We start from the raw sequence: 20,551 nt of genomic DNA on the forward strand, positions 1-20,551 counted from the left end.
TGAGCGCCATGGAGCTCAACCCTGCGCGCGCTCGATCGCGTGGTCGATACGCTCGAGCGCCCCGGCGCGGCCGGCCAGGTAGATGGTGTGGTCGATCGACGGGGAAACCTGCGTTCCGGTCATCGCCACGCGCAGCGGCTGGGCGATCTTGCCCATGCCCAGCTCCAGCGTCGCGGCGATCTGCTCGATCGCCTGGTGGATGGACTCGGGCTTCCACTCGACGTCCGCGAGCAACGCCCTGGCCTGGCCGAGCACGGCCACGGCGCTGTCGTTCCTCAGGTGCTTGGCGACCGCCTTCTCGTCCCATTCGGCAATCGGCGCATACCAGACCCTGGCGCGCTCGGCCATTTCCCTGAGCGTGTGCACGCGGTCGCGCAATGCCACGATCACGTCGGCGGGCGCGGGTCCGGTGGACACGTCGATGCCCGCGCGCGCCAGGTGCCATTCGAACTCGGGCGCGATCGCCTGCGGGTCGTCGTTCTTGAGGTAATGCTGGTTGAGCCAGGCGAGCTTCTCGGTGTCGAAGCGCGAAGCGGCCTTGTTGACGTCGCTGATGTCGAAAAGCGCGATCATCTCCTCGCGCGAGAAGATCTCCTGGTCGCCATGGGACCAGCCCAGCCGCACCAGGTAGTTGAGGATCGCATGGGGCAGGAAGCCGGCGTCGCGGTACTCCATCACGCTGACCGAATTGGTCCGCTTGGACAGCTTCTTGCCCTCCTTGTCCAGGATCATCGGCAGGTGCGCGAACTCCGGCACCGGCGCGCCGAGCGCCTGGTAGATGTTGATCTGGCGTGGAGTGTTGTTGACGTGGTCGTCGCCGCGGATCACCTCGGTGATGCCCATGTCGATGTCATCGACGACTACCGCGAAGTTGTAGGTCGGCCAGCCGTCCGAGCGAAAGATCACCAGGTCGTCGAGTTCGGCGTTGGCCCACTCGACCCGGCCCTTGACCTTGTCCTCGAACACCACCGAACCCTCGGTCGGATTGCGGAAGCGGATGACACGGTTGGGATCGTCGCGACGGGCCTCGTGAAAACCGGGCTCGTTGCGGTCCCGGTAGTAGCCGTTGTAGCGGGGCTTCTCACCCTTGGCCATGGCCGCCTCGCGCATCGCTTCGATCTCTTCCTTGCTCTCGTAGGCGTAGTAGGCCTTGCCTTCGGCGAGCAGGCGATCGGCCACCTCCTTGTAGCGCGCCAGGCGATGGGTCTGGTAGATCGGCGCCTGGTCGGCGGACAGGTCCAGCCACCGCATGGCGTCCAGGATCGCCTGCACGGCCTCGTCGGTGGAGCGCTCGCGGTCGGTATCCTCGATGCGCAGCAGGAACTCGCCACCGCGGCGGCGCGCTTCCAGCCAGCAGTAGAGCGCGGTACGGGCGCCGCCGATATGCAGGAAACCGGTGGGACTGGGAGCGAAGCGGGTACGGACGGTCATGGGGATCTGCGGATGCGGGGGCAAACGCAGGATTTTAGCCGATACGCAGGCGCAGGCTGCTGCTTCGGGCCTCGATCGGGCGTGGCGGGCAGCGCGGCTTCAGCGCTGCCTGCTTTCGCATCCCCACCCGAAGCAGACGATCACGTTGGGATCGTTCTGCCCTGCTCCCAGCGTGGTGTTGGGGTAGCTGCCTGCCGCAGGGGGCACGATCTGCGGCTTGGTGTCGTCCATGACGATCCGCGGCGCCTGCTCCGGCGGCGGGCGACGCAGCTCGTATTTGACGATGAACAGCTGGCGCGGCGCGCTTCGCTCCGCCTGCCGTGCCTGCGTGGCGTCCCCGGACGACTGCGTGACCAGCTGCGACTCCATCGCAACGGTCGCCGCGGCGGCGCCTGGTATTGCCATGGCCAGGGCGAAAACCAGTGCTTTCATGCGCGGCACCTCCGGCGAGCGGTCATTTCACGTGGATGGTAATCCTTTTGGACACCACCGGCGGGTCGAACGGTACGTGGTTGGCGTCGCCCAGTTCCAACTGCAGCGTATGCGTGCCCGGCGCCAGCTTGAGCACGGTCTGGGTCTGGCCGCCGCCGAAATGCAGGTGGTGTTCGTCCTTCGGGATCGGCTGGCCGGCCAACGGCAGGTCCGGCGCGTCCACCAGCAGGTGGTGATGCCCGGTGTGTTCCTTGCTCACGCCGGCGGGCGCCACGCCCATCCCTTCGAGGCCGAAGCGCACGGTGGTTTCGCGTCCGACCGTCGCGCCATCCCTGGGCGTGACGAAGTACACCGCAGCACCCACGGGAGCCTTTGTGGTCGGGATCCCTGGGGCAGGTGTCTGTGCGAAGGCCACGGCGCCGAAGGTGGCAAGCGTGGCGGCGAAAAGCATCCGTTTCATGCCGCGTCCTCTCTTCACAAGTGGCAGGCCAGTATGCCGGCGCGATGGGTGTGCGTCATGCCTGCCGGCGCTGTTGGGGAAGTGCTCCGCGATCAGCCGTGCCGCTGACGCTCGCGCAGGTCCTGCTCAAATCCTGCGCACGACGTCAATGTGCGCTTGTCCATCAAGCAGATAGGCCACCTATCCACAGGCTTCGCCCAGCCGGCTCCACAAGCATTGTGGACAACCTGCGAAGCTGCGGTTGCGAATGCGTAAAAACTGATCACGCCGTGCCAAGTGACTGACGGCAAAGTCCCCTTTCCGGCTTGTCCACAGGCTTATCCGAAGTCCATCCACACCGGCTGTGGAAAACACCCGCACCGAAACGACGATGCCGCCTCGCGGCGGCATCGATGGCTTGCCTGGCAGCCCGGGCTCAGGCCGCGCGCGGCGCCTTCATCAACAGGCCGAACAGCTCAGCGAGCTTGTCGCGCATCTCGCGACGGTCGACGATGAGATCGATCGCGCCATGCTCGAGCAGGAACTCCGAACGCTGGAAGCCTTCGGGCAAGGTCTCCCGCACCGTCTGTTCGATCACGCGTGGACCGGCGAATCCGATCAGCGCCTTCGGCTCGCCGATGTTGATGTCGCCTAGCATTGCGAGGCTGGCGGACACGCCGCCGGTGGTCGGATTGGTCATCACGCTGACATAGGGCACGCCGGCATCGCGCATGCGCGCCAGCGCGGCGGAGGTCTTGGCCATCTGCATCAGCGAGAACAGCGCCTCCTGCATGCGTGCGCCGCCGGTGGCGGAGAAACACACCAGCGCGCTGCGGTCGGCCAGCGCGCGCTCGGCGGCGCGGGTGAACTTCTCGCCCACCACCGAGCCCATCGAGCCGCCCATGTAGGAAAACTCGAACGCGGCGGCAACCAGCGGCCGCCCCTTCAGGCGGCCATTCACGACCAGCAGCGCGTCTTTCTCGCCGGTTTTTTTCTGCGCGGCGACGATACGGTCGCGGTATTTTTTCGAATCGCGGAACTTCAGCGGGTCGGTAGGTTCCAGGCTGGCCCACAGCTCCTGCGTGGAACCCTCGTCGAGCAGCGACAGCAGCCGCTCGCGCGCACCCATCGGATGGTGATGGCCGCATTTGGGGCAGACCATCAGGTTGCGCTCCAGCTCAGGCCGGTACAGCACCGCACCGCAACCACCGCACTTCTCCCATACGCCTTCGGGCACCTTGCCCTTGCCGGCGGTGGTCGTGCTCTGCGTGCGTGCACGCGGGGTCATGATTTTCTGGAGCCAGTTCATGCGGACCTCTTCTGGAAACCTTGCCTTCCCGCGAGCCCCGGCCCCTCACCCCGACCCTCTCCCCATCCTTGATCGGATGGCGGTGCGGGAGCCGGGTTACGGCATGTCCAGGGCCTTGCGGATGGGTGCGAGAAACTCGCGTGCCCGGGTGGCGATCTCGTCGGCCTCCGTGGCGCCGGCCAGGCGCTCGACCAGCGCGCTGCCGATGACCACGGCGTCGGCGAATCCGGCGATCGCTTTCGCACTCGTTGCGTCGCGAACGCCGAAACCGACCGCCACCGGCGCCTTCGCCCTGGTTCGGACCTCGGCCACCCGCGCGGCGATGTCCGCCGTGCTCAGCCGTGCCGCCCCGGTGATGCCGGCGAACGACACATAATACAGGAAGCCCTCGGCGGACTCGCACAACTGCGCCATACGCGCGGGTGCGGTGGTGGGCGCGGCCAGCAGGATCTGCCGCAGGCCGGCGACGCGCAGCGGCTCGAGCACAGCCGACTCCTCCAGCGGGCAATCGACGATCAGCACGCCGTCGACGCCGGCCCGCGCGGCATCCTGCCCGAACCGCGCGTAGCCATGCATCTCGATCGGGTTGAGGTAGCCCATCAGCACCACCGGCGTATCCGCATCGCGCTGGCGGAACTGGCCGACCCAGCGCAGCACGTCGCCGAGCCCTACGCCCCTGGCGATGGCGCGCTCGCTGGCGTGCTGGATCACCGGGCCGTCGGCCATCGGGTCGGAGAACGGTACGCCCAGTTCGATCACGTCTGCGCCAGCGGCAACCAGTGCATGCATCAGCGCCACGGCACCTTGCGGCGCAGGATCGCCTGCGGTGACGAACGGGATCAGGCCGGTGCGGCTCGCCTCCTTGAGTGCGGCGAAGCGGCGGTCGATGCGGTTCATACCTCGACCCCTTCGCGCGCGGCGATGGTGTGCACGTCCTTGTCGCCGCGGCCGGAGAGGTTGCACAGCACCAGCGCGTCCTTCGGATACTCGCGCGCGAGCTTCATCGCCTGCGCCACCGCATGGCTGGATTCGAGCGCGGCAAGGATACCTTCGGTGCGTGCCAGCAGATGGAAGGCCTCCAGCGCTTCGTCGTCGGTGACGCCGACGTACTCGGCACGGCCGGCGTCCTTGAGGAAGGCATGCTCGGGGCCGACGCCCGGATAGTCCAGGCCGGCGGAGACCGAGTGCGTCTCGGTGATCTGGCCGTTGTCGTCGCACAGCACGTAGGTGCGGTTGCCGTGCAGCACGCCGGGCCGGCCGGCGGCGAGCGAGGCGGCATGGTGGCCGGTGGCGATGCCCTCACCTGCCGCCTCGGCGCCGACGATGCGCACGCCGGCGTCGTTGAGGAAGGCGTGGAACAGGCCGATCGCGTTGGAGCCGCCGCCCACGCACGCGGTGAGCACGTCCGGCAGGCGGCCGTAGCGCTCCAGCATCTGCGCGCGCGCCTCGCGACCGACGATGGCGTTGAAGTCGCGCACCATCTGGGGATAAGGGTGCGGGCCGGCCACCGTGCCGATGATGTAGAAGGTGTCCGCGACGTTGGTCACCCAGTCGCGCATGGCTTCGTTCAGCGCGTCCTTGAGCGTCCTGGAGCCCGAAGTGACCGGCACCACGTCGGCGCCCAGCAGCTTCATGCGATAGACGTTGATCTTCTGCCGCTCGATGTCGACCGCACCCATGTAGACCACGCACTGCATGCCGAAGCGGGCGGCCACCGTGGCGCTGGCTACGCCATGCTGGCCCGCCCCGGTCTCGGCAATGACGCGCCGTTTGCCCATGCGGCGCGCGACCAGGGCCTGGCCGATGGTGTTGTTGATCTTGTGCGCGCCGGTGTGGTTCAGGTCTTCGCGCTTGAGCAGGATCCGCGCGCCGCCGACATGCCGGGACAGGCGTTCGGCGTGGTAGATCGGGCTGGGACGGCCAACGTAGTACTTCAGGTCGCTGTCCAGTTCGGCCAGAAAATCCGGATCCTGGCGCAGGCGCTGGTAGGCCTCGGTGAGTTCGGCCAGTGGCGCCATCAGCGTTTCGGCGACATAGCTGCCGCCGTAGGCGCCGAAGCGGCCGTGTTCGTCGGGCCAGCGGTGGAAATCCTGGATCTCGGGCATGGTGGCTCCCATCGGGGGTCTCGCAGCAGACCTCACACCTTAGCGCCGGCCATCCCCGCCGAAAAGCGAAAAGTTCGCACTCATGCTTGAGCTAGACTCACACGATGACCGATCGCGAACTGCCTTCGTTGCATGCCCTGCGCGCCTTCGAGGCCGCCGCGCGGCTGGGCAGCATGAGCCTTGCCGCTCGCGAACTGCACGTGACGCACGGCGCGATCAGCCGGCAGGTGCGCGCACTCGAGGAGGCTCTCGGCCACCCCTTGTTCCGCCGCCAGGGACGTGGCGTCGAGCCCACTACTGCCGGTCGGCAACTGCAGGAAAGTTGCCATGCCGCCTTCGCGCAGTTGCGCGATAGCTGGATACGCCTGCGCCAGGCGCAAGCAGAATCGGCACTGGTCCTGGGCTGCTCCGGCAGCGTGCTGGCACGTTGGGTGATTCCACGGCTGGAGCGCCTGCGGCATGAGCTGCCGGATCTGAGGTTGCACCTGGCCGCGCAGGAAGAACCCGCGGCCCTGGCGGGCGTGGATGTTGCGTTGTTGCTGGTCACGCCTCCCTGGCCGGCATCGTGGCAGGTGCACGATTTGGCCCCCGAATGCATCGGCCCCGTGCTCAGCCCGCGCCATCCGGACGCCGAGCGATTGCTCGGCCTGCCCGCCGCAGCCCTCGGCGAGGAGCCGCTGCTGTACACCGCTTCGCGTCCGCAGGCCTGGCCCGACTGGGCGCGGGCGATGGGCCTGCCGCCCGGGTCGATGCGGCAGGCCCAGGCCCTGCCGCATCTTTATTTCCTGCTGGAGGCCGCCGCCGCGGGGCTCGGCGTGGCGATCACCCCGCAGCCGCTGGTGGCCGATGACCTGGCCAGCGGCCGCTTGCTTGCGCCTTGGGGCTTCCGCGACACGGGAGGCCGCTGGGTGCTTGCCTCGACGCGTTCGGGAGACTCCCGCGTGGAGGCGCTGGCCGCCTGGATACGCGACGAACTGGCCGGGCGGTGAGGTCGGAACGGGTGCCCGCAGCGCCTCGTGCTGAGGAAGGGCCCGGTTCCGGTCCCGCGCGGGCAGGCCGGCAACCTACCGGTCGTTGCGCTCAGACGTGCGTTGCATCCGCGGCGCGTACCGCGGCCACGAAGGCGGCCAATCGCGAGGGGTCCTTGATGCCGGGCGCCGACTCGATGCCGCTGGATACATCCACTCCCCACGGCCGCACGACACGGATCGCGTCGGCCACGTTTCCGGCATGCAGTCCGCCGGCCAGGATCACCGGCCGCGCCAGTTCGCGCGGCGTCAACGACCAGTCGAAGGCCTTGCCGCTGCCGCCGGCCTCGCCCAGGCCATGGCCATCCAGCACGAGCCCCGCGGCGCCCGGGAACGCGCGCAAACGCGGCAACGCGTGGTCGCCCTCGCCCATCGCGACAGCCTTGAGGTAGGGCCGCCCGAACTGCGCGCACCAGTCATCGCGCTCGGCACCATGGAACTGCAACAGGCCCGGCTGCACCGACGCGATCACCTCGTCGACGAAGGCGGCGTCCTCGTCCATGAACAGCGCCACGGTGGTGACCATCGGCGGCAACGCCCGGGCGATCGCACGGGCCTGGTCGACGTCCACCCGCCGGCGGCTGCGCGCGGTGAAGATCAGGCCGACCGCATCGGCGCCCAGCTCGGCAGCCAGCACGGCGTCCTCAACGCGGGTCATGCCGCAGCACTTGATGCGGGTCATGCGCTCACCTCCAGCGGCAGGCCCCAATGGGGTTCATAGCGCGGACCGAGGAAAGTCAGGCCGGAGGCAGGAGCGGTCGGCCCGGCCACCTCGCGATCGCGGCCGGCGAGCAACCCGGCCGGCCAAGCGACCGGCTGCTGCCCGCGCCCCACCGGCAACAGCGAGCCGACGATGTTGCGCACCATGTGGTGCAGGAAGGCGTTGGCCTCGATGTCCACCGTGACCTGGTCGCCCTCGCGGCGCACATCGAGGGCCAGCACGCAGCGCCGCGCATGCGCGGCCTGGCAGGACACCGCGCGGAAGGCGGAGAAGTCGTGCTCGCCCAGCAGCGCCTGCCCCGCCGCGTGCATCGCTTCGGCGTCCAGCCGCAGCCGCTCCCAGGTCACGTAGCGTGCGTCCAGCGCGGCCCGCACGGGACGGTTGAGAATGGTGTAGCGGTAACGGCGGCTGCGCGCGCAGAAACGCGCGTGGAAGGACTCCGGTACCGGCTGCGCCCACAGCACCGCCACGCTGGTGGGCAGATTGGAGCAGGCACCCAGCACCCAGCCGCGCATGTCACGCTCGACCTCGGTGTCGAAGTGCACGACCTGGCAGCGCCCATGAACGCCGGCGTCCGTGCGTCCGGCGCAGGTCACCGCCACGGGAGCTGCGGCGACGCGCGAAAGTGCCAGCTCGAGCGCGCCCTGCACGGTGGCGCCGTGGGTCAGGCGCTGCCAGCCGAGGAAATCGGTACCGTCGTATTCGACGCCCAGGGCGATGCGCATGCTGAGGAGTCCTGCGAAACAGCCGGAAAGCTTAGCAGTTGCCGAAATGCCGCACCGTCCGGAAACGCGACGGGCCGGCATGGCCGGCCCGTCGTGCAACATGGGAAGCAGTAGCTCAGGCCAGCGAGTCGAGCAAGCGCTCGGCCGCGTCCCGCTGAATCTGGCTGCCCTCGTTCATCACTTCCTCGAGCATGGCGCGCGCGCCGTCGGCATCGCCCATGTCCATGTAGGCGCGTGCGAGATCCAGCTTGGTATCGATCGGGTCGTCGCTGAACTGGCCCTGCTCCTGGGCCCCGCCGAGCGGAACGGTGGTGTCGTGCACCGGCTCGTCGAAGTTCCAGCTCGACGGCGAAGCTTCCGCTGCGGCCGGCTCGATATCGCGCATGACCGTGCGATCGTCCTCCGGCTCGGCTGCGTGCGCCTCCGCCACGCCCGGTGCCGTGGACTGTGGCAGCGGCGGCGGGGTGAGGTTGAAATCGAAGTGGTACTCGCTCACCTTCTGCCGCGACGAGTGGGATTCGGCGGGCGCCTCGGTTTCCTCCACGTGGTCGGCGTAGCTGTCCAGGTCGAATGGATGCAAGGCATCCGCGTCGTGGCGATCCACTTCGTCGTGCGAGGCGAACGCGTCCGGCGCGGCGTGGCCCGCCTCGGCAAACAGCGGGTGGCCCGGCACCAGGTCCTCGCCCATGGCGAGCACGTCCTGCCACTCGTCCTGCTGCGGATCGACGATGTGCGCGTGCATCGCCTCGGCCGCCGCCTCGAAGTGCTCGACGTCGCGGCGCGAGTAATACAGGCTCACCAGCTCCAGATGCAGGCCGACGTCGTCCGGGTGTTCGGCCAGCTGGTCGAGCAGCTCGTCCTGGTCCGGATCTGCGCCACCCGCCGGGGCATCCGGCAACGCGCCGAAGCGGTCTGCCAGCGAAGGCGCCGCGGAAACTGGCCGCGTGGAGACCGCCGGCTTGCGGCCGCGGCCCAGCAGGGCGAGCAGGATCAACAGCAGGACGGCGCCACCGGCGGCTGCCCACACCCATGGCTGCATGAACCAGGGCTGCTCGGCTGTACCCGGCCCGGACTTGCGCGCCACAGGCTTGACCGGCTTGCTTGCCGGTTTGGCGACAGGCTTGGTGACGGCCGGGGTCGCAACGCTACGCGCTGCCGGCAGGCCGACCCCACCCGCGGCCACGTTCACGCTGTTGGCGTGGGCCGGCTTCGCGGCCGCGGCCGGTGTGATGGATGCTGCGGAGATCGGCGGCGTGGTGGCGGCCGCAGCCCGCGCAGCCTGGCCTGCGGTCGATGCCACAGCCGGCAAGCCGGCCTTCTTGCGCGCGTCGGCAAGCTTTTGCTGCAGTTCGGCGATCTCGTTGTCCTTGAGCGCCAGCAGCCGCGTGTTCTTGTCGTTGATGTCCTGCAGATCCTTCAGGCGCGACTTCAGGTCGGCACCCTGCTGCTGCAGGCTGGTGAGCTGTTCCTGGCTGCGCAGCAGATCCTGGCGCAGCGCCGCATCACCCTTGCCGCTGCCGCCCTGCACACCGGCACGCTTGCCGCCTTCCTTGCCCGGCACCAGCGCGAGCCGGTCGGCGGAGGTGTTGCCCGCAGGCGCACTCGCGGCGTCGGTTCGGGTCGCCGCATCGGCCACGGTGGCAGTGGATCGGGCCGCCTCGGCGCGCCAGTCGCTGTTCTGGCGGCGGATCTCGGCCATCGCGGCGGCCACGCTCATCGCCTGCGCTTCCTGGCTGGTCGGCACGCGCAACACCGCGCCGCTCTTCAGCGCATTGATGTTGTCCTGGTAGAAAGCATCGGGGTTGGCCTGCTTGAGGGCCAGCATCACCTGCGCCGGATCCACGCCGGCGGGTGCGACCTTGCGGGCGATGCCCGACAGCGTCTGGCCGCGCTCGACCTGGAACTGGCCCCCTGCCGCAGCCGCGCCAGCCATCGGCTGGGCGGCCGTCGAACCGGTCGTCGCGCCGGGGGACGCGCTGCGCGATCCGCTGCTGCGTGGCGCCCGCATGCTGGTCGCCATCGGCGCCGTACCCGGCGGATCGAGCAGGATCGGAAACTCGCGCAGGCTGCGGCCCGAAGCGTTGTCCACCTCGACCAGCAGGTCCAGATACGGATCGTTGACCGCCACCGCGCTGGTGATGCGGATCACCTTGCGCCCGCCCACGTCGACGATATTGAACTGCAGCGGGACGTCCGGCCGGACCCCGGCAAGCCCGGCGCGGGCAAAATCATCCGGCGAGGCCAGGCGGGCAGTGAGGTTGCGCAGCTCCGCCGGGCTGTCGGGCGTAAGCGGGATTTCCGCCAGCAGCGGTTGGCCCAACGCCGACTTGACCTGGATCTGGCCCATTTCGAGCGCGGCTGCCTGGGTGCTGCCCAGGGCCAATGCCAGCAGCATCGACAGTTTCAACGAACGATTCATCGCTTCGATTCCCCCAACGCCCGAGACGCTTCATGCATCGCCACAGGTTGCGGCGACACCGGAACGCGCGTCACTTTAGTTATATGCAGGCCAATCAACAATAGCTGCGGCGACCGCTTAGCGCACATTGCTGCGGCATGTTCTCGTTCCGGAGTGGATCAATGGCCTCGATCGACCGCCGACCGGCGGTCCCTGAGCGTTTCCAGCTGCTGCTGCAGCCGGGCGATTTCGAGATCCTGCTGGGCCAGGCGTTCGCTGGCCTGGCGGCTGTGCGACTCCTGCTCGGAGACCGCTTGCTGCAGTTGCGTAACCTGGGTTCCATGGACGCGCAACTGCTGTTTGAGCCGTGCCCGCGCAGGCGCAGGCACTCCTGCCACCGCGGCCTGTTCCGGGCCGCCGTCGGCCATGGCCGGCAACGCGGCACAAAACAGCAGTGGTAACAGGAGCCAGGTTTTTTGCATCAGAGATAATCCTCGACCAGCCGCTCAGCGATCTGCACCGCATTGAGCGCGGCGCCCTTGCGGATGTTGTCCGCCACGATCCACAGATCCAGGCCGCGCTCGTGCGAGATGTCCTCGCGGATGCGGCCCACGAATACCGGGTCCTTGCCGGCCGCGTCGCCCACCGGGGTCGGATAGCCGCCGGGCTTGCGCTCGTCCATGACCACCACCCCCTCGGCCTGCTCCAGCAACGCGCGGGCCTCGTCGGCGCCGATCCTGTCGCGGGTTTCCACGTGCACCGCCTCGGCGTGGCCGTAGAACACCGGCACGCGCACCGCGGTCGGGTTCACCGCGATGGAGTCGTCCTCCAGGATCTTGCGTGTCTCCCACACCATCTTCATTTCTTCCTTGGTGTAGCCGTTGGGCTGGAACTCGTCGATGTGCGGGATCACATTGAAAGCGATCTGCTTGGGGAATTTCTTGCCCGGTTCCACATCCTGGAAGTTCAGCAGCGCCGCGGTCTGGCGGCCGAGCTCTTCCATCCCGCTGCGGCCGGCGCCGGAGACCGACTGATAGGTCGCCACGTTGATCCGCTCGATGCCCACCGCCCGATGGATCGGCGCCAACGCCACCAGCATCTGCATGGTCGAGCAGTTGGGGTTGGCAATGATGCCGCGTGCGGTGTAGTCGGCAATCGCGTGCGGATTCACCTCGGCGACCACCAGCGGGACGTCGTCCTGGTATCGAAACTCGGAGGTGTTGTCGATCACCACCGCGCCTGCCGCCGCCGCGCGCGGCGCATGCTCGCGGCTGACTGATCCGCCGGCCGAGAAGAAGGCGATGTCCACGCCTTCGAAGTCGTAGTCGGCGAGGTTGCGCACCGTCACCTGCTTGCCGCCGAAGGAAACCTTCTCACCGGCCGAACGCTCGCTCGCCAACGGCACCAGTTCGCCGACGGGAAAATCGCGCTCGGCCAGGATGCCCAGCAAGGTCTCGCCAACCGCGCCGGTGGCGCCGACCATGGCTACCTTGTAACTGCTCTTCTTGCTCATGGGATGCCTGCTTGCCTGTGTCTTTGGAGGAGAGTCAGGGCGCCGGCCGCCTGGCCAGCACCTCGGGATTGACGGGTGAAGGTGGTCGCCCGGCGTGCGGACCACGGCCGAACAGCGCCAGCACGTTGTCCACCGCCATCGCGGTCATCGCGCGGCGGGTGTCCCAGGTGGCGCTGGCGATGTGCGGGCTCAGGACGACATTGTCGAGCGCGAGCAGAGCCGGATGCACGTGGGGCTCGCCCTCGAACACGTCCAGCGCGGCGGCGGCCAGGCGGCCTTCGCCCAGCGCGGCGGCCAGCGCCGCGTCGTCCACCACGCCACCACGGGCGATGTTCACCAGCACGGCAGTGGGTTTCATCTGCGCCAGCTCGGCGGCGCCGATGGCGTGCCGGCTCTCGGCAGTCAGTGGAACGGCGAGCACCAGGAAGTCGGACTCGGCCAGCAGCGCGGGCTTGTCCAGGTAGCGCGCGGCGCATTCGGCTTCGATGGCCGCTGGCAGCGACGAGCGATTGTGGTAGGCGACGCGCATGCCGAAGCCCGCCGCCCGGCGCGCAATCGCCTGGCCGATGCGACCCATGCCCAGGATGCCCAGCGTGCGACCGCGCGTGTCCAGCCCCAGCCAGGCCTTGAACCCGGTGGCGTGCCAGTGGCCTGCCCGCAGCCAGCGCTCGGCGGCATCCATGCGGCGAGCGGCACCCAGCAGCAGCGCCCAGGTGTAATCGGCCACACTTTCGTTGAGTACGTCGGCGGTGTTGGAGGCGAGAATGCCGGCGGCCGTGAGCGCCGGGATGTCGAGGTTGTCGTAGCCGACGGCCAGGTTGGCGACGATGCGCAATGCCGGCGCCCCGGCGACCTCGGCCGCGCCGATGCGCTCCTTCAGTCCGACGATGGCCGCACCGCACGGGGCCAGCTTCGCCGCCAGCGCAGCCGGCATGAATGCGGTTTCCTCCGGCTCGGCCGTCACCTCGAAATACGGCTCCAGCCGGGCGACGATGTCGGGAAAGGTGGGGCGCGAGATCCACACCCGTGGCTTGCCGGTCATGGAAAATTCCGTAACGAGAGTTCAGGCGATGCGCGGGGCCATCGGCCCCACGTCGCCGCACTGCGCGCGATGGCGCAGCGCGTGGTCCATCAGCACCAGCGCCAGCATGGCCTCGACAATGGGCGTGGCGCGGATGCCCACGCAGGGATCGTGGCGCCCCTTGGTGACTACCTGCACGCCCTCGCCAGCGAGGTTCACGCTGTCGCCCGGCACCAGGATGCTGGACGTGGGCTTGAACGCCACCGACACCGACACCGGCTGCCCGGTGCTGATCCCACCAAGGATGCCACCGGCATGATTGGACGTAAAGCCGTCCAAATGCATCTGGTCGCGATGTTGCGTCCCGCGCTGCGAAACGGCGGCGAAACCGGCACCGATCTCCACGCCCTTGACCGCGTTGATCGACATCATGCCGGCAGCGAGGTCGCCGTCGAGCTTGCCGTAGACGGGTTCGCCCCAGCCCGGCGGCACGCCTTCGGCAACGGCGTTGACGCGCGCCCCGACCGAATCGCCGCACTTGCGCAGTGCGTCCATGGCCCTTTCCAGTTCGGCCACCTGGCCCGCATCCGGCCAGAAGAAAGGGTTGGCCTCCACCGCTTCCCAGTCGAAGCCGCGTGGCACGATGTCACCCAACTGCGCCAGGTGGCCGCGCACGCGCACGCCGTGGCGCTCGGCCAGCCATTTCTTGGCGACCACCGCGGCCGCCACGCGCATGGTCGTTTCGCGCGCCGAGGCGCGCCCGCCGCCGCGCGGATCGCGGATGCCGTATTTTTGCCAGTAGGTGTAGTCGGCGTGGCCTGGACGGAAGGTCTGTGCGATGTCGCCGTAGTCCTTGCTGCGCGGGTCGGTGTTGCGGATCAGCAACGCGATGGGCGTGCCGGTGGTACGGCCCTCGTAGACGCCGGAAAGGATTTCGACTTCGTCGGCCTCGTGCCGCTGCGACGTGTGCCGGCTGCGGCCGGTCGCACGCCGGTCGAGGTCGCGGCGGAACTCTTCCGTCGCGATCGCCAGCCCCGGCGGGCAACCGTCGATGACGCAGCCGATCGCCGGCCCGTGGCTCTCGCCAAAGGTGGTGACGGTGAAGAGCTTGCCGAAGGAATTGCTGGACATGCCGCACGCCCGCTACGAGGAAGTCGAAGCATAGCGGCTCGCCGCGACTGCCGTAGGAGTGCACCCTGCGTGCTACCGCCAGTGGCGACGACCGGGATGGTAGCCGCCCACAGGACGCACTCCTACATGGTTGCTGCGTCCTCCTGCCACTCGCGGGCGAGGAGCGCGAACACCACGTCGTCCATCCACTCACCATGCAGCCACAAGCTTTCGCGGAAGTGGGCCTCCTGGCGCATGCCCAGTGACTTCAACAGGGTGATGCAGGCCGCATTGCGCGGGTCGACCGAGGCGTGGATGCGACGCCATCCCAGCGCATCGAATCCCTGGTGGAATAACGCCTGCAGCAGTTCGCGCGCGTAGCCGTGCCCCTGATGCGCGGGCGCCAGGCTGATGCCGAACGCGACCGAATCGCCCGGCGTGGCCGGCAGGCACACGCCCAGGTCGCCGATCAGCACATGGTCGTCACGCAGGCGGATCGCGCGCTGGTACCACAGCCCGGGCGCGGGGTCGGCCTGTGCGTCGATGAAGGCTTCTGCCTCCGCGAGCGTGGCCGGCCGCCAGCCCTGGAAGCGGGCGACCGCGGGATCGGCGCGGCAGGCGAACAAGGCCGCGGCATCCGCGGGACGCAGGTGATCGAGCAGCAGGCGCGGCGTGGTCAGTTCCATGCGCCCTTCGGCGGCAACGTCAGTGGCGCGCAGCGGCCGCGGCACGGATCGCCGCGGCATGCTTGACCAGGTCGCGGCGCTCCAGCGCGAACACGCCCATCGGACCGACCTTGAACTCGATCCACACGAACGGCACTTGCGGCAGCAACGCGGCCAGCGCGTGCTCGCTCTCGCCCACCTCGACGATCAGCAGCCCGTCCTCGGTGAGGTGGTCGGCCGCCTGGTCGAGCATGCGCAGGCAGATGTCCAGACCGTCCTCGCCCGAGGTCAGGCCGAGCTTGGGCTCGTGGCTGTACTCGCCCGGCAATGCGGCGTATTCGCCCTCGGTGACATAGGGCGGGTTGGAGACGATCAGGTCGTAGCGGCGCCCCTTGAGCCCATCGAACAGGTCGGACTTGACCGCGTCCACGCGACCTTCGACGTGCTGGAACACGATGTTCTCGCGCGCCAGCGACAACGCCTCGTCGCTGATGTCGACGATGTCGACCCGCCACTCGGGGTTGTACTCGGCCATGGCGATGCCGATGCAACCGGAGCCCGTGCACAGGTCCAGGGCGCGCTCGACGTGGCGGCCATCCAGCCATGGTGCGAAGCCGGACTCGATAAGCTCGGCGATCGGCGAACGAGGCACCAGCGCGCGACGGTCGCTCTTGAACTTCAGTCCCGCGAACCACGTCTCGCCGACCAGGTAGGCCACCGGCAGCCGCTCGTTGACGCGCCGCTCGATAAGGCCCAGCACGCGTTCGCGCTCCTCGCCCGTGAGCCTGCCGGCGCCGTAGGCCGGCGGGATGTCCGGCGGCAGGTGCAGGCTCGCCAGCACCAGATGGGTCGCCTCGTCGATCGGGTTGTCGTGGCTGTGCCCGAAGGTCAGCCCGGCGGCGGAAAAGCGGCTGGCGCCGTAGCGGATGAAGTCGATGATGGTGGCAAGTTCGGCGGTCACGGACCTTTCCTGGCGGCGCGGCGTGGATGGCCGGCGATTATCCCTCAGCGCCACGCCCAGGGCGAACGGCTTGGCGCTTATACTGGCTGGATGACTTTCGCCGTCCTCGTCCAATACCTCCTTCCGCACCGCGCGCTGTCGCGGGTGGTCTACTGGGCCACCCGCTGGACCTGGCGGCCGTGGAAGAACTTCCTGATCGGCCAGATCGTGGATCGCTACAAGGTCGACATGGCCGAGGCGGCGCAGCCGGATCCGTTCGCCTACCAGCACTTCAATGCGTTCTTCACCCGCAAGTTAAAGCCCAACGCGCGCCACGAGGACGCCGATCCCACGGCACTGATCTCGCCCGCGGACGGGCGCATCAGCCAGGCCGGGCGGATCGTCGACGGGCACATCTTCCAGGCCAAGGGACAGGACTACACGGCGGCCGAGCTGCTCGGCGACGAGGCCGCGGCGGCGCCTTACCGCGACGGCGATTTCGTCACCATCTACTTGTCTCCGCGCGACTACCACCGTGTGCACATGCCGCTGGGTGGCACGTTGCGCGAAACGGTGCACGTGCCGGGGCGGATTTTCAGCGTGGCGCCGTTCGCAGTGGAAGCGATCCCGCGGCTGTTTGCCCGCAATGAACGACTGGTATGCCATTTCGACAGCCCGCATGGGCCGTTCGTGGCAGTGATGGTCGGCGCGGTGCTGGTGTCCTCCGTCGCCACGGTATGGGATGGCCTGGTGATTCCGCCGTATGCCTCGCACGTCCGGCGCAAGTCGTTCGAAGGCCAGGGCATCACCCTGGCGCGCTTCGCCGAGATGGCGCGCTTCAATATGGGCTCGACGGTGATCCTGCTGCTGCCGCCCGGGATGATCGAGCTGGACGAGCTCAAGCCCCAGCAGACGGTGAAGCTTGGCCAGCGCCTGGGCCGCCGGCCGTTGCCAACGGACTGACGCAGAACGTCATTCTGTGACGTTTTAAGCGTACCCGGGCCCGAACGCCTGGGTATGCTCCGCCCGGTCCAGGCTCCGGGGGAGAACCCATGCGATCGATCGTACCGCTCATTGCGTTCGTGCGCGGCCAGCAACTCGAGCGGCAATTCCGCCGCATCGGCAAGAGCCTGGATGCCCTGCCCGCTGCCGCCCGCGCGAGGCTGAGCCTGCTGACCCTGCGCGAGATCGGCCAGGCCGCGCGCGGCCCGTTTCCGCATCTCCATGGCACCCCGCCGCAGGACCGCTACCTGCCCTGGGGCCGCGGCACCGCCACGGGCTTCGCCCGCGCTTGCTCGGACAACCCGGAAGTGGTCCTGCGCGGCATCGCCCTGTGGCTGGCGGTGGCCTATCACGAGACCAAGGATTCGCCTTATGCATTCGTGCGCTCTCGCCACCGCCAGTTGCTGCGAGTGGTGCGCGAGTTGAAGGACCTGCACGGCAGCTCCGCCCGTGAGCGCGAGGACCCGGCAGACACCTGGATGCGGTCGAGCGCGGCGGCTTGAACTGGAAGGTGGCCCGCGGCCCTACCTTCGCTTGCCGTCATGGCGCAGGGCGGCCTTAGCCGCCTGACCAGCTCAGCGGCGACACGCCGGCAACCGCAACACCTGCCCCGCGCGGATGCTGTGGTGCTTCAGGTCGTTGATGTCAGACAGCTCGCGCACGTCCGAGCACCCCAGCTTGTGCACGATACCCAGCAACGTGTCGCCGCGGCGCACGACGTAGCGCGAATGCGGGTGCACCGTACGGCGCGGTGCCGGTGGATCGACCTTGGCCACCTCGGGCACCACCGCCGAATGCAGGTCGCTGGCCAGAATCGGCCAGGGCCCATCAACGCAGCGCGAGGCGTAGACCGACTCCAGTTCCTTCGGCACCTGCAACTGGCTGCCGGCCGGCTGAGCGGCCTGCGGATCCAGCCGCGGGTTAAGGTTGCGCAGGGTGCGGAACCAGCCGTCGTCCATGCCCTGTGCCGAACCCAGGCAGATGGTCAGCTCGGACAGCGAGGCGGCGCGCTTGAGCGTGATCGTGCCAGGCGCGCCGTCGATCTTGGGAAAATGCAGGTTGTAGCTGTCCGGATGCAGGAACAGCCAGGCCGCTGCCAGCACCGCCGGGACGTACTCGCGGGTTTCCTCGGACAGCTGGTTGTAGATCTTCGGGTCGTAGAAACTCAGGCCGGTATCGCCGCTGACCATGCGGCGCATGCGGCCCTCGCCGCCGTTGTAGGCGGCCAGCGACAGCTCGAGGTTGTCGTTGAACGCCTTCAGCTGCTCGTCCATGTATTCGGCGTTGGCGCGCGCAGCCTGGGCCGGGTCGAAGCGCGTATCGAAGCCGTTCTCGCTGTTGAGGCCGAAACGCAGGCCAGTGGCGTACATGAATTGCAGTGGGCCGGCGGCGCCCGAGCGCGACACTGCATGCACCTTGCCGCCCGACTCCTTGGCCATGATGCCGAACAGCAGCGCCTCGGGCAGGTCGGCCTTCTCGTACTGCGGCCACATCTCGTAGCGCATGTACTGGTAGTTGATCCAGGTGTCGACCAGGTTGGAGCGCCACTGGGTGAGCCACATTTCCAGCGCCGCCTTCACCGGGCCGTTCATGGCGATCAGCTCGGAGAGCTTGTGCCCGCGCAACAGGGTCACGCTGCGCTGTGCCTGCGGCAGCGCAGCCGCGCCGGCGGCCTCGCCGGCCTCGCCGGCCACCGTCTCGTCGGGTCCTTCCTCGCCGGTCGCGGCCAGGTCGTCGCTGGCGAAGAAGCCGCCGTCCTTCAGGCGCAGCAAACGGTCGAACACCGAGAAGAACCGCTGCGGATCGCAGCCGGGCGTGTTGCCGCAGCGCGCCGCAGCCTGCTTGAGGCCGTCCAGCGACGCCTTGAGGCTCTGCTCGGACGCTTGGTCGTCGCCTTCACGCGCCTGTTGCAGCGCGATCTCGTAACCCTTGCTGGCCTGGTCGAGTTGCGCGTAAAGCGCGTTGACGCCGGCCGACGGATGGCTGCCGCCACCGCTGGCGCAGGCAGTCAGCAGGACGAACCCGGCAGCCAGTGGTGCCAAGCGGAAACGGTGTGCGAGGGTAGACAACGGCATGACGAAAGCTTGACGGCGGGGATACATTCACCATAGCGCATGCAGCCCCGATGCCAAAGCCGAGAAAACTGCCCTGCGCACGAACTGCGATCCGCTTCCGCTTGGCTACAATCCGGCCTTCACCGCACGGAGCGCCCCGCATGCCAGACATCCTGATCGGCCGCAACGATACCGTCGAAGTCAGCCTGCAGCCGCGCTACGGCAACCGCCACGGCATGATCGCCGGCGCTACCGGCACCGGCAAATCGGTCTCGCTGATGCTGCTGGCCGAAGGCTTCTCCCGGCTGGGCGTGCCCTGCGTACTGGCCGACGTGAAGGGCGATCTGGCCGGGCTCGCGCTGCCGGCAAGCGAGCCCGACGACAGGATCAAGTCACGCCTGTCGAAACTCCGTCTCACCGATTGGCAGCCGCAGGCCAACCCGGTGATCTTCTGGGATCTCTACGGCAAGCGCGGCCACCCCTTGCGCACGACCGTGAGCGAATTGGGTCCGACGCTGCTGGGCCGCGTGCTTGAGCTCAACGACACCCAGCAGGGCGTGCTGGAAATCGTGTTCAAGCTGGCCGACGACAACGGCTGGCTGCTGCTGGACCTGGCCGACCTGCACGCCCTGCTCGCCTTTGCCGCGGACAACGCCAAGGACATTTCCACCCACTACGGGCTGATCGGCAAGACCAGTATCGCGGCGATCCAGCGCGCACTGCTGGCACTGCAACAGGCCGGTGGCGAGGGCTTCTTCGGCGAACCAGCGCTGGAGCTGGCCGACCTGCTGCGCCAGGACATGAGCGGCCACGGCGTGATCAACGTGCTGGCCGCCGACCAGCTGATCCTCAAGCCGCGGCTCTACGCCACCTTCCTGCTGTGGCTGCTGTCCGAGCTGTTCGAGCAATTGCCCGAGGTGGGCGACCTCGACCAGCCCAAGCTGGTGTTCTTCTTCGACGAGGCGCACCTGTTGTTCGACGACTGCCCGCCCGCACTGCGCCAGCGCGTGGAGCAGGTGGTGCGATTGATCCGCTCCAAAGGCGTGGGCGTGTACTTCTGCTCGCAGAATCCCGACGACGTGCCGGAACAGATCCTGGGCCAGCTCGGCAACCGCATCCAGCATGCGTTGCGCGCCTTCACTCCGCGCGACCAGAAGGCCGTGCGCGCGGCGGCCGAGACTTTCGCGCCCAACCCAAAACTCGACGTAGCCCAGGCGATTGGCCAGCTCGGCGTGGGCGAAGCGCTGGCTTCCACCCTGCGGGAGGGTGGCGTACCCAGCCCGGTCGAACAGGTCATGGTATCCACGCCACGCTGCCGCGTCGGCGCCATCAGCGATGCCGAGCGCGCCGCGGTACGCCAGCGTTCGCCGGTAGGTGCCAGGTACGACACGCCGGTCAACCGCGACTCGGCCGCCGAGATGCTCGCGCGTCGCGCCGAAAACAAGACGGCCGACGCGGCAGTCGTCGCCAAAGCGCCGGCATCGGCCCAGGACGGCAACGCGTGGGGTGGCGCCGTGCACGACGCGCTGTTTGGCACCCGCCGGCGCCAGGGCATGATCGAAACAATGGGCAAGCAGGTCGTGCGCACGATGGGCAGCCAGCTCGGTCGACAGATCCTCCGCGGCGTGCTGGGCGGCATGTTCGGCGGGCCTCGCTGA

Annotated in this window: 20 protein-coding genes; 4 read left to right on the top strand and 16 right to left on the bottom strand. The window is 68.5% G+C overall.

The window, feature by feature from the left end; translation table 11 throughout:
• Positions 1-15: 15 nt before the first annotated feature.
• The 6 genes from gltX to trpB all read right to left on the bottom strand — a co-directional run bounded on the left by gltX (position 16) and on the right by trpB (position 5,716).
• On the bottom strand, positions 16-1,431 hold the full coding sequence (gene gltX / locus BMZ38_RS00455; RefSeq protein WP_091332853.1) for a glutamate--tRNA ligase: 1,416 nt from the start codon (positions 1,429-1,431) through the stop codon (positions 16-18).
• Positions 1,432-1,530: 99 nt separating this feature from the next.
• Entirely contained in the window at positions 1,531-1,863 is a 333-nt protein-coding gene (locus tag BMZ38_RS00460; protein ID WP_091332856.1) for a hypothetical protein, read from the bottom strand.
• A gap of 22 nt (positions 1,864-1,885) precedes the next feature.
• Positions 1,886-2,323, bottom strand: coding sequence for a DUF4399 domain-containing protein (locus BMZ38_RS00465; RefSeq protein WP_091332858.1), 438 nt, complete (start codon positions 2,321-2,323; stop codon positions 1,886-1,888).
• Positions 2,324-2,738: 415 nt separating this feature from the next.
• Entirely contained in the window at positions 2,739-3,611 is an 873-nt protein-coding gene (gene accD, locus BMZ38_RS00470; RefSeq protein ID WP_091332861.1) for an acetyl-CoA carboxylase, carboxyltransferase subunit beta, read from the bottom strand.
• A gap of 96 nt (positions 3,612-3,707) precedes the next feature.
• Positions 3,708-4,508 (bottom strand): tryptophan synthase subunit alpha, encoded by an 801-nt coding sequence (gene trpA / locus BMZ38_RS00475; protein WP_091332864.1) that lies wholly within the window; start codon positions 4,506-4,508, stop codon positions 3,708-3,710.
• Positions 4,505-5,716: a tryptophan synthase subunit beta gene (gene trpB, locus BMZ38_RS00480; protein ID WP_091332866.1), complete on the bottom strand. Its 1,212-nt coding sequence runs from the start codon at positions 5,714-5,716 to the stop codon at positions 4,505-4,507. Before trpB ends, trpA begins: the two co-directional genes overlap by 4 nt.
• Before the next feature lie 104 nt (positions 5,717-5,820).
• Here trpB and BMZ38_RS00485 point away from each other — a divergent pair, with 104 nt between their 5' ends.
• Complete coding sequence (locus tag BMZ38_RS00485; RefSeq protein WP_091332869.1) at positions 5,821-6,705, top strand: LysR family transcriptional regulator; 885 nt, start codon at positions 5,821-5,823, stop codon at positions 6,703-6,705.
• A 91-nt stretch (positions 6,706-6,796) separates the two neighbouring features.
• On the opposite strand, the gene BMZ38_RS00490 is transcribed toward BMZ38_RS00485, so the two are convergent.
• From BMZ38_RS00490 to prmB, 9 genes are all read right to left on the bottom strand, one after another.
• Entirely contained in the window at positions 6,797-7,426 is a 630-nt protein-coding gene (locus BMZ38_RS00490; RefSeq protein ID WP_091332872.1) for a phosphoribosylanthranilate isomerase, read from the bottom strand.
• Positions 7,423-8,190, bottom strand: a complete 768-nt coding sequence (truA, locus tag BMZ38_RS00495) for a tRNA pseudouridine(38-40) synthase TruA (protein WP_091332875.1) — start codon at positions 8,188-8,190, stop codon at positions 7,423-7,425. Before truA ends, BMZ38_RS00490 begins: the two co-directional genes overlap by 4 nt.
• Positions 8,191-8,305: 115 nt before the next feature.
• Positions 8,306-10,609, bottom strand: a complete 2,304-nt coding sequence (locus BMZ38_RS00500) for a motility hub landmark protein FimV (RefSeq protein WP_091332877.1) — start codon at positions 10,607-10,609, stop codon at positions 8,306-8,308.
• A gap of 158 nt (positions 10,610-10,767) precedes the next feature.
• Positions 10,768-11,070: a hypothetical protein gene (locus BMZ38_RS17420; RefSeq protein WP_139202359.1), complete on the bottom strand. Its 303-nt coding sequence runs from the start codon at positions 11,068-11,070 to the stop codon at positions 10,768-10,770.
• Positions 11,070-12,101, bottom strand: coding sequence for an aspartate-semialdehyde dehydrogenase (locus tag BMZ38_RS00510; protein ID WP_091332882.1), 1,032 nt, complete (start codon positions 12,099-12,101; stop codon positions 11,070-11,072). Before BMZ38_RS00510 ends, BMZ38_RS17420 begins: the two co-directional genes overlap by 1 nt.
• A 34-nt stretch (positions 12,102-12,135) precedes the next feature.
• The gene (locus tag BMZ38_RS00515; protein WP_091332885.1) at positions 12,136-13,143 is read right to left on the bottom strand and encodes a 2-hydroxyacid dehydrogenase; all 1,008 of its coding nucleotides are present in this window, start codon (positions 13,141-13,143) and stop codon (positions 12,136-12,138) included.
• A gap of 21 nt (positions 13,144-13,164) precedes the next feature.
• Entirely contained in the window at positions 13,165-14,253 is a 1,089-nt protein-coding gene (aroC, locus tag BMZ38_RS00520; RefSeq protein ID WP_091332887.1) for a chorismate synthase, read from the bottom strand.
• A gap of 122 nt (positions 14,254-14,375) precedes the next feature.
• Positions 14,376-14,918: a GNAT family N-acetyltransferase gene (locus tag BMZ38_RS00525; RefSeq protein ID WP_091334265.1), complete on the bottom strand. Its 543-nt coding sequence runs from the start codon at positions 14,916-14,918 to the stop codon at positions 14,376-14,378.
• A gap of 19 nt (positions 14,919-14,937) precedes the next feature.
• Positions 14,938-15,858: a 50S ribosomal protein L3 N(5)-glutamine methyltransferase gene (prmB, locus tag BMZ38_RS00530; RefSeq protein WP_091332889.1), complete on the bottom strand. Its 921-nt coding sequence runs from the start codon at positions 15,856-15,858 to the stop codon at positions 14,938-14,940.
• Positions 15,859-15,948: 90 nt separating this feature from the next.
• Between prmB and asd the strand changes: the two genes are divergently transcribed.
• Entirely contained in the window at positions 15,949-16,800 is an 852-nt protein-coding gene (gene asd, locus BMZ38_RS00535) for an archaetidylserine decarboxylase (RefSeq protein WP_091332892.1), read from the top strand.
• Positions 16,801-16,889: 89 nt separating this feature from the next.
• Complete coding sequence (locus tag BMZ38_RS00540; protein WP_091332894.1) at positions 16,890-17,342, top strand: hypothetical protein; 453 nt, start codon at positions 16,890-16,892, stop codon at positions 17,340-17,342.
• 72 nt (positions 17,343-17,414) lie between these two features.
• Here the strand turns inward: BMZ38_RS00540 and BMZ38_RS00545 are convergent, their stop codons facing one another.
• Positions 17,415-18,914, bottom strand: coding sequence for a lytic transglycosylase (locus BMZ38_RS00545; RefSeq protein ID WP_091332897.1), 1,500 nt, complete (start codon positions 18,912-18,914; stop codon positions 17,415-17,417).
• 140 nt (positions 18,915-19,054) lie between these two features.
• Here BMZ38_RS00545 and BMZ38_RS00550 point away from each other — a divergent pair, with 140 nt between their 5' ends.
• Positions 19,055-20,551: a helicase HerA-like domain-containing protein gene (locus BMZ38_RS00550; protein WP_091332898.1), complete on the top strand. Its 1,497-nt coding sequence runs from the start codon at positions 19,055-19,057 to the stop codon at positions 20,549-20,551.

Source organism: Frateuria terrea (assembly GCF_900115705.1).
Taxonomy (GTDB): Bacteria; Pseudomonadota; Gammaproteobacteria; order Xanthomonadales; family Rhodanobacteraceae; genus Frateuria_A; species Frateuria_A terrea.

What these genes read in the sequence shown, in the direction of transcription:
- gltX (WP_091332853.1), bottom strand. Translation starts at nt 1,431, where the DNA reads ATGACCGTCCGTACCCGCTTCGCTCCCAGTCCCACCGGTTTCCTGCAT.
- BMZ38_RS00460 (WP_091332856.1), bottom strand. Translation starts at nt 1,863, where the DNA reads ATGAAAGCACTGGTTTTCGCCCTGGCCATGGCAATACCAGGCGCCGCC.
- BMZ38_RS00465 (WP_091332858.1), bottom strand. Translation starts at nt 2,323, where the DNA reads ATGAAACGGATGCTTTTCGCCGCCACGCTTGCCACCTTCGGCGCCGTG.
- accD (WP_091332861.1), bottom strand. Translation starts at nt 3,611, where the DNA reads ATGAACTGGCTCCAGAAAATCATGACCCCGCGTGCACGCACGCAGAGC.
- trpA (WP_091332864.1), bottom strand. Translation starts at nt 4,508, where the DNA reads ATGAACCGCATCGACCGCCGCTTCGCCGCACTCAAGGAGGCGAGCCGC.
- trpB (WP_091332866.1), bottom strand. Translation starts at nt 5,716, where the DNA reads ATGCCCGAGATCCAGGATTTCCACCGCTGGCCCGACGAACACGGCCGC.
- BMZ38_RS00485 (WP_091332869.1), top strand. Translation starts at nt 5,821, where the DNA reads ATGACCGATCGCGAACTGCCTTCGTTGCATGCCCTGCGCGCCTTCGAG.
- BMZ38_RS00490 (WP_091332872.1), bottom strand. Translation starts at nt 7,426, where the DNA reads ATGACCCGCATCAAGTGCTGCGGCATGACCCGCGTTGAGGACGCCGTG.
- truA (WP_091332875.1), bottom strand. Translation starts at nt 8,190, where the DNA reads ATGCGCATCGCCCTGGGCGTCGAATACGACGGTACCGATTTCCTCGGC.
- BMZ38_RS00500 (WP_091332877.1), bottom strand. Translation starts at nt 10,609, where the DNA reads ATGAATCGTTCGTTGAAACTGTCGATGCTGCTGGCATTGGCCCTGGGC.
- BMZ38_RS17420 (WP_139202359.1), bottom strand. Translation starts at nt 11,070, where the DNA reads ATGCAAAAAACCTGGCTCCTGTTACCACTGCTGTTTTGTGCCGCGTTG.
- BMZ38_RS00510 (WP_091332882.1), bottom strand. Translation starts at nt 12,101, where the DNA reads ATGAGCAAGAAGAGCAGTTACAAGGTAGCCATGGTCGGCGCCACCGGC.
- BMZ38_RS00515 (WP_091332885.1), bottom strand. Translation starts at nt 13,143, where the DNA reads ATGACCGGCAAGCCACGGGTGTGGATCTCGCGCCCCACCTTTCCCGAC.
- aroC (WP_091332887.1), bottom strand. Translation starts at nt 14,253, where the DNA reads ATGTCCAGCAATTCCTTCGGCAAGCTCTTCACCGTCACCACCTTTGGC.
- BMZ38_RS00525 (WP_091334265.1), bottom strand. Translation starts at nt 14,918, where the DNA reads ATGGAACTGACCACGCCGCGCCTGCTGCTCGATCACCTGCGTCCCGCG.
- asd (WP_091332892.1), top strand. Translation starts at nt 15,949, where the DNA reads ATGACTTTCGCCGTCCTCGTCCAATACCTCCTTCCGCACCGCGCGCTG.
- BMZ38_RS00540 (WP_091332894.1), top strand. Translation starts at nt 16,890, where the DNA reads ATGCGATCGATCGTACCGCTCATTGCGTTCGTGCGCGGCCAGCAACTC.
- BMZ38_RS00545 (WP_091332897.1), bottom strand. Translation starts at nt 18,914, where the DNA reads ATGCCGTTGTCTACCCTCGCACACCGTTTCCGCTTGGCACCACTGGCT.
- BMZ38_RS00550 (WP_091332898.1), top strand. Translation starts at nt 19,055, where the DNA reads ATGCCAGACATCCTGATCGGCCGCAACGATACCGTCGAAGTCAGCCTG.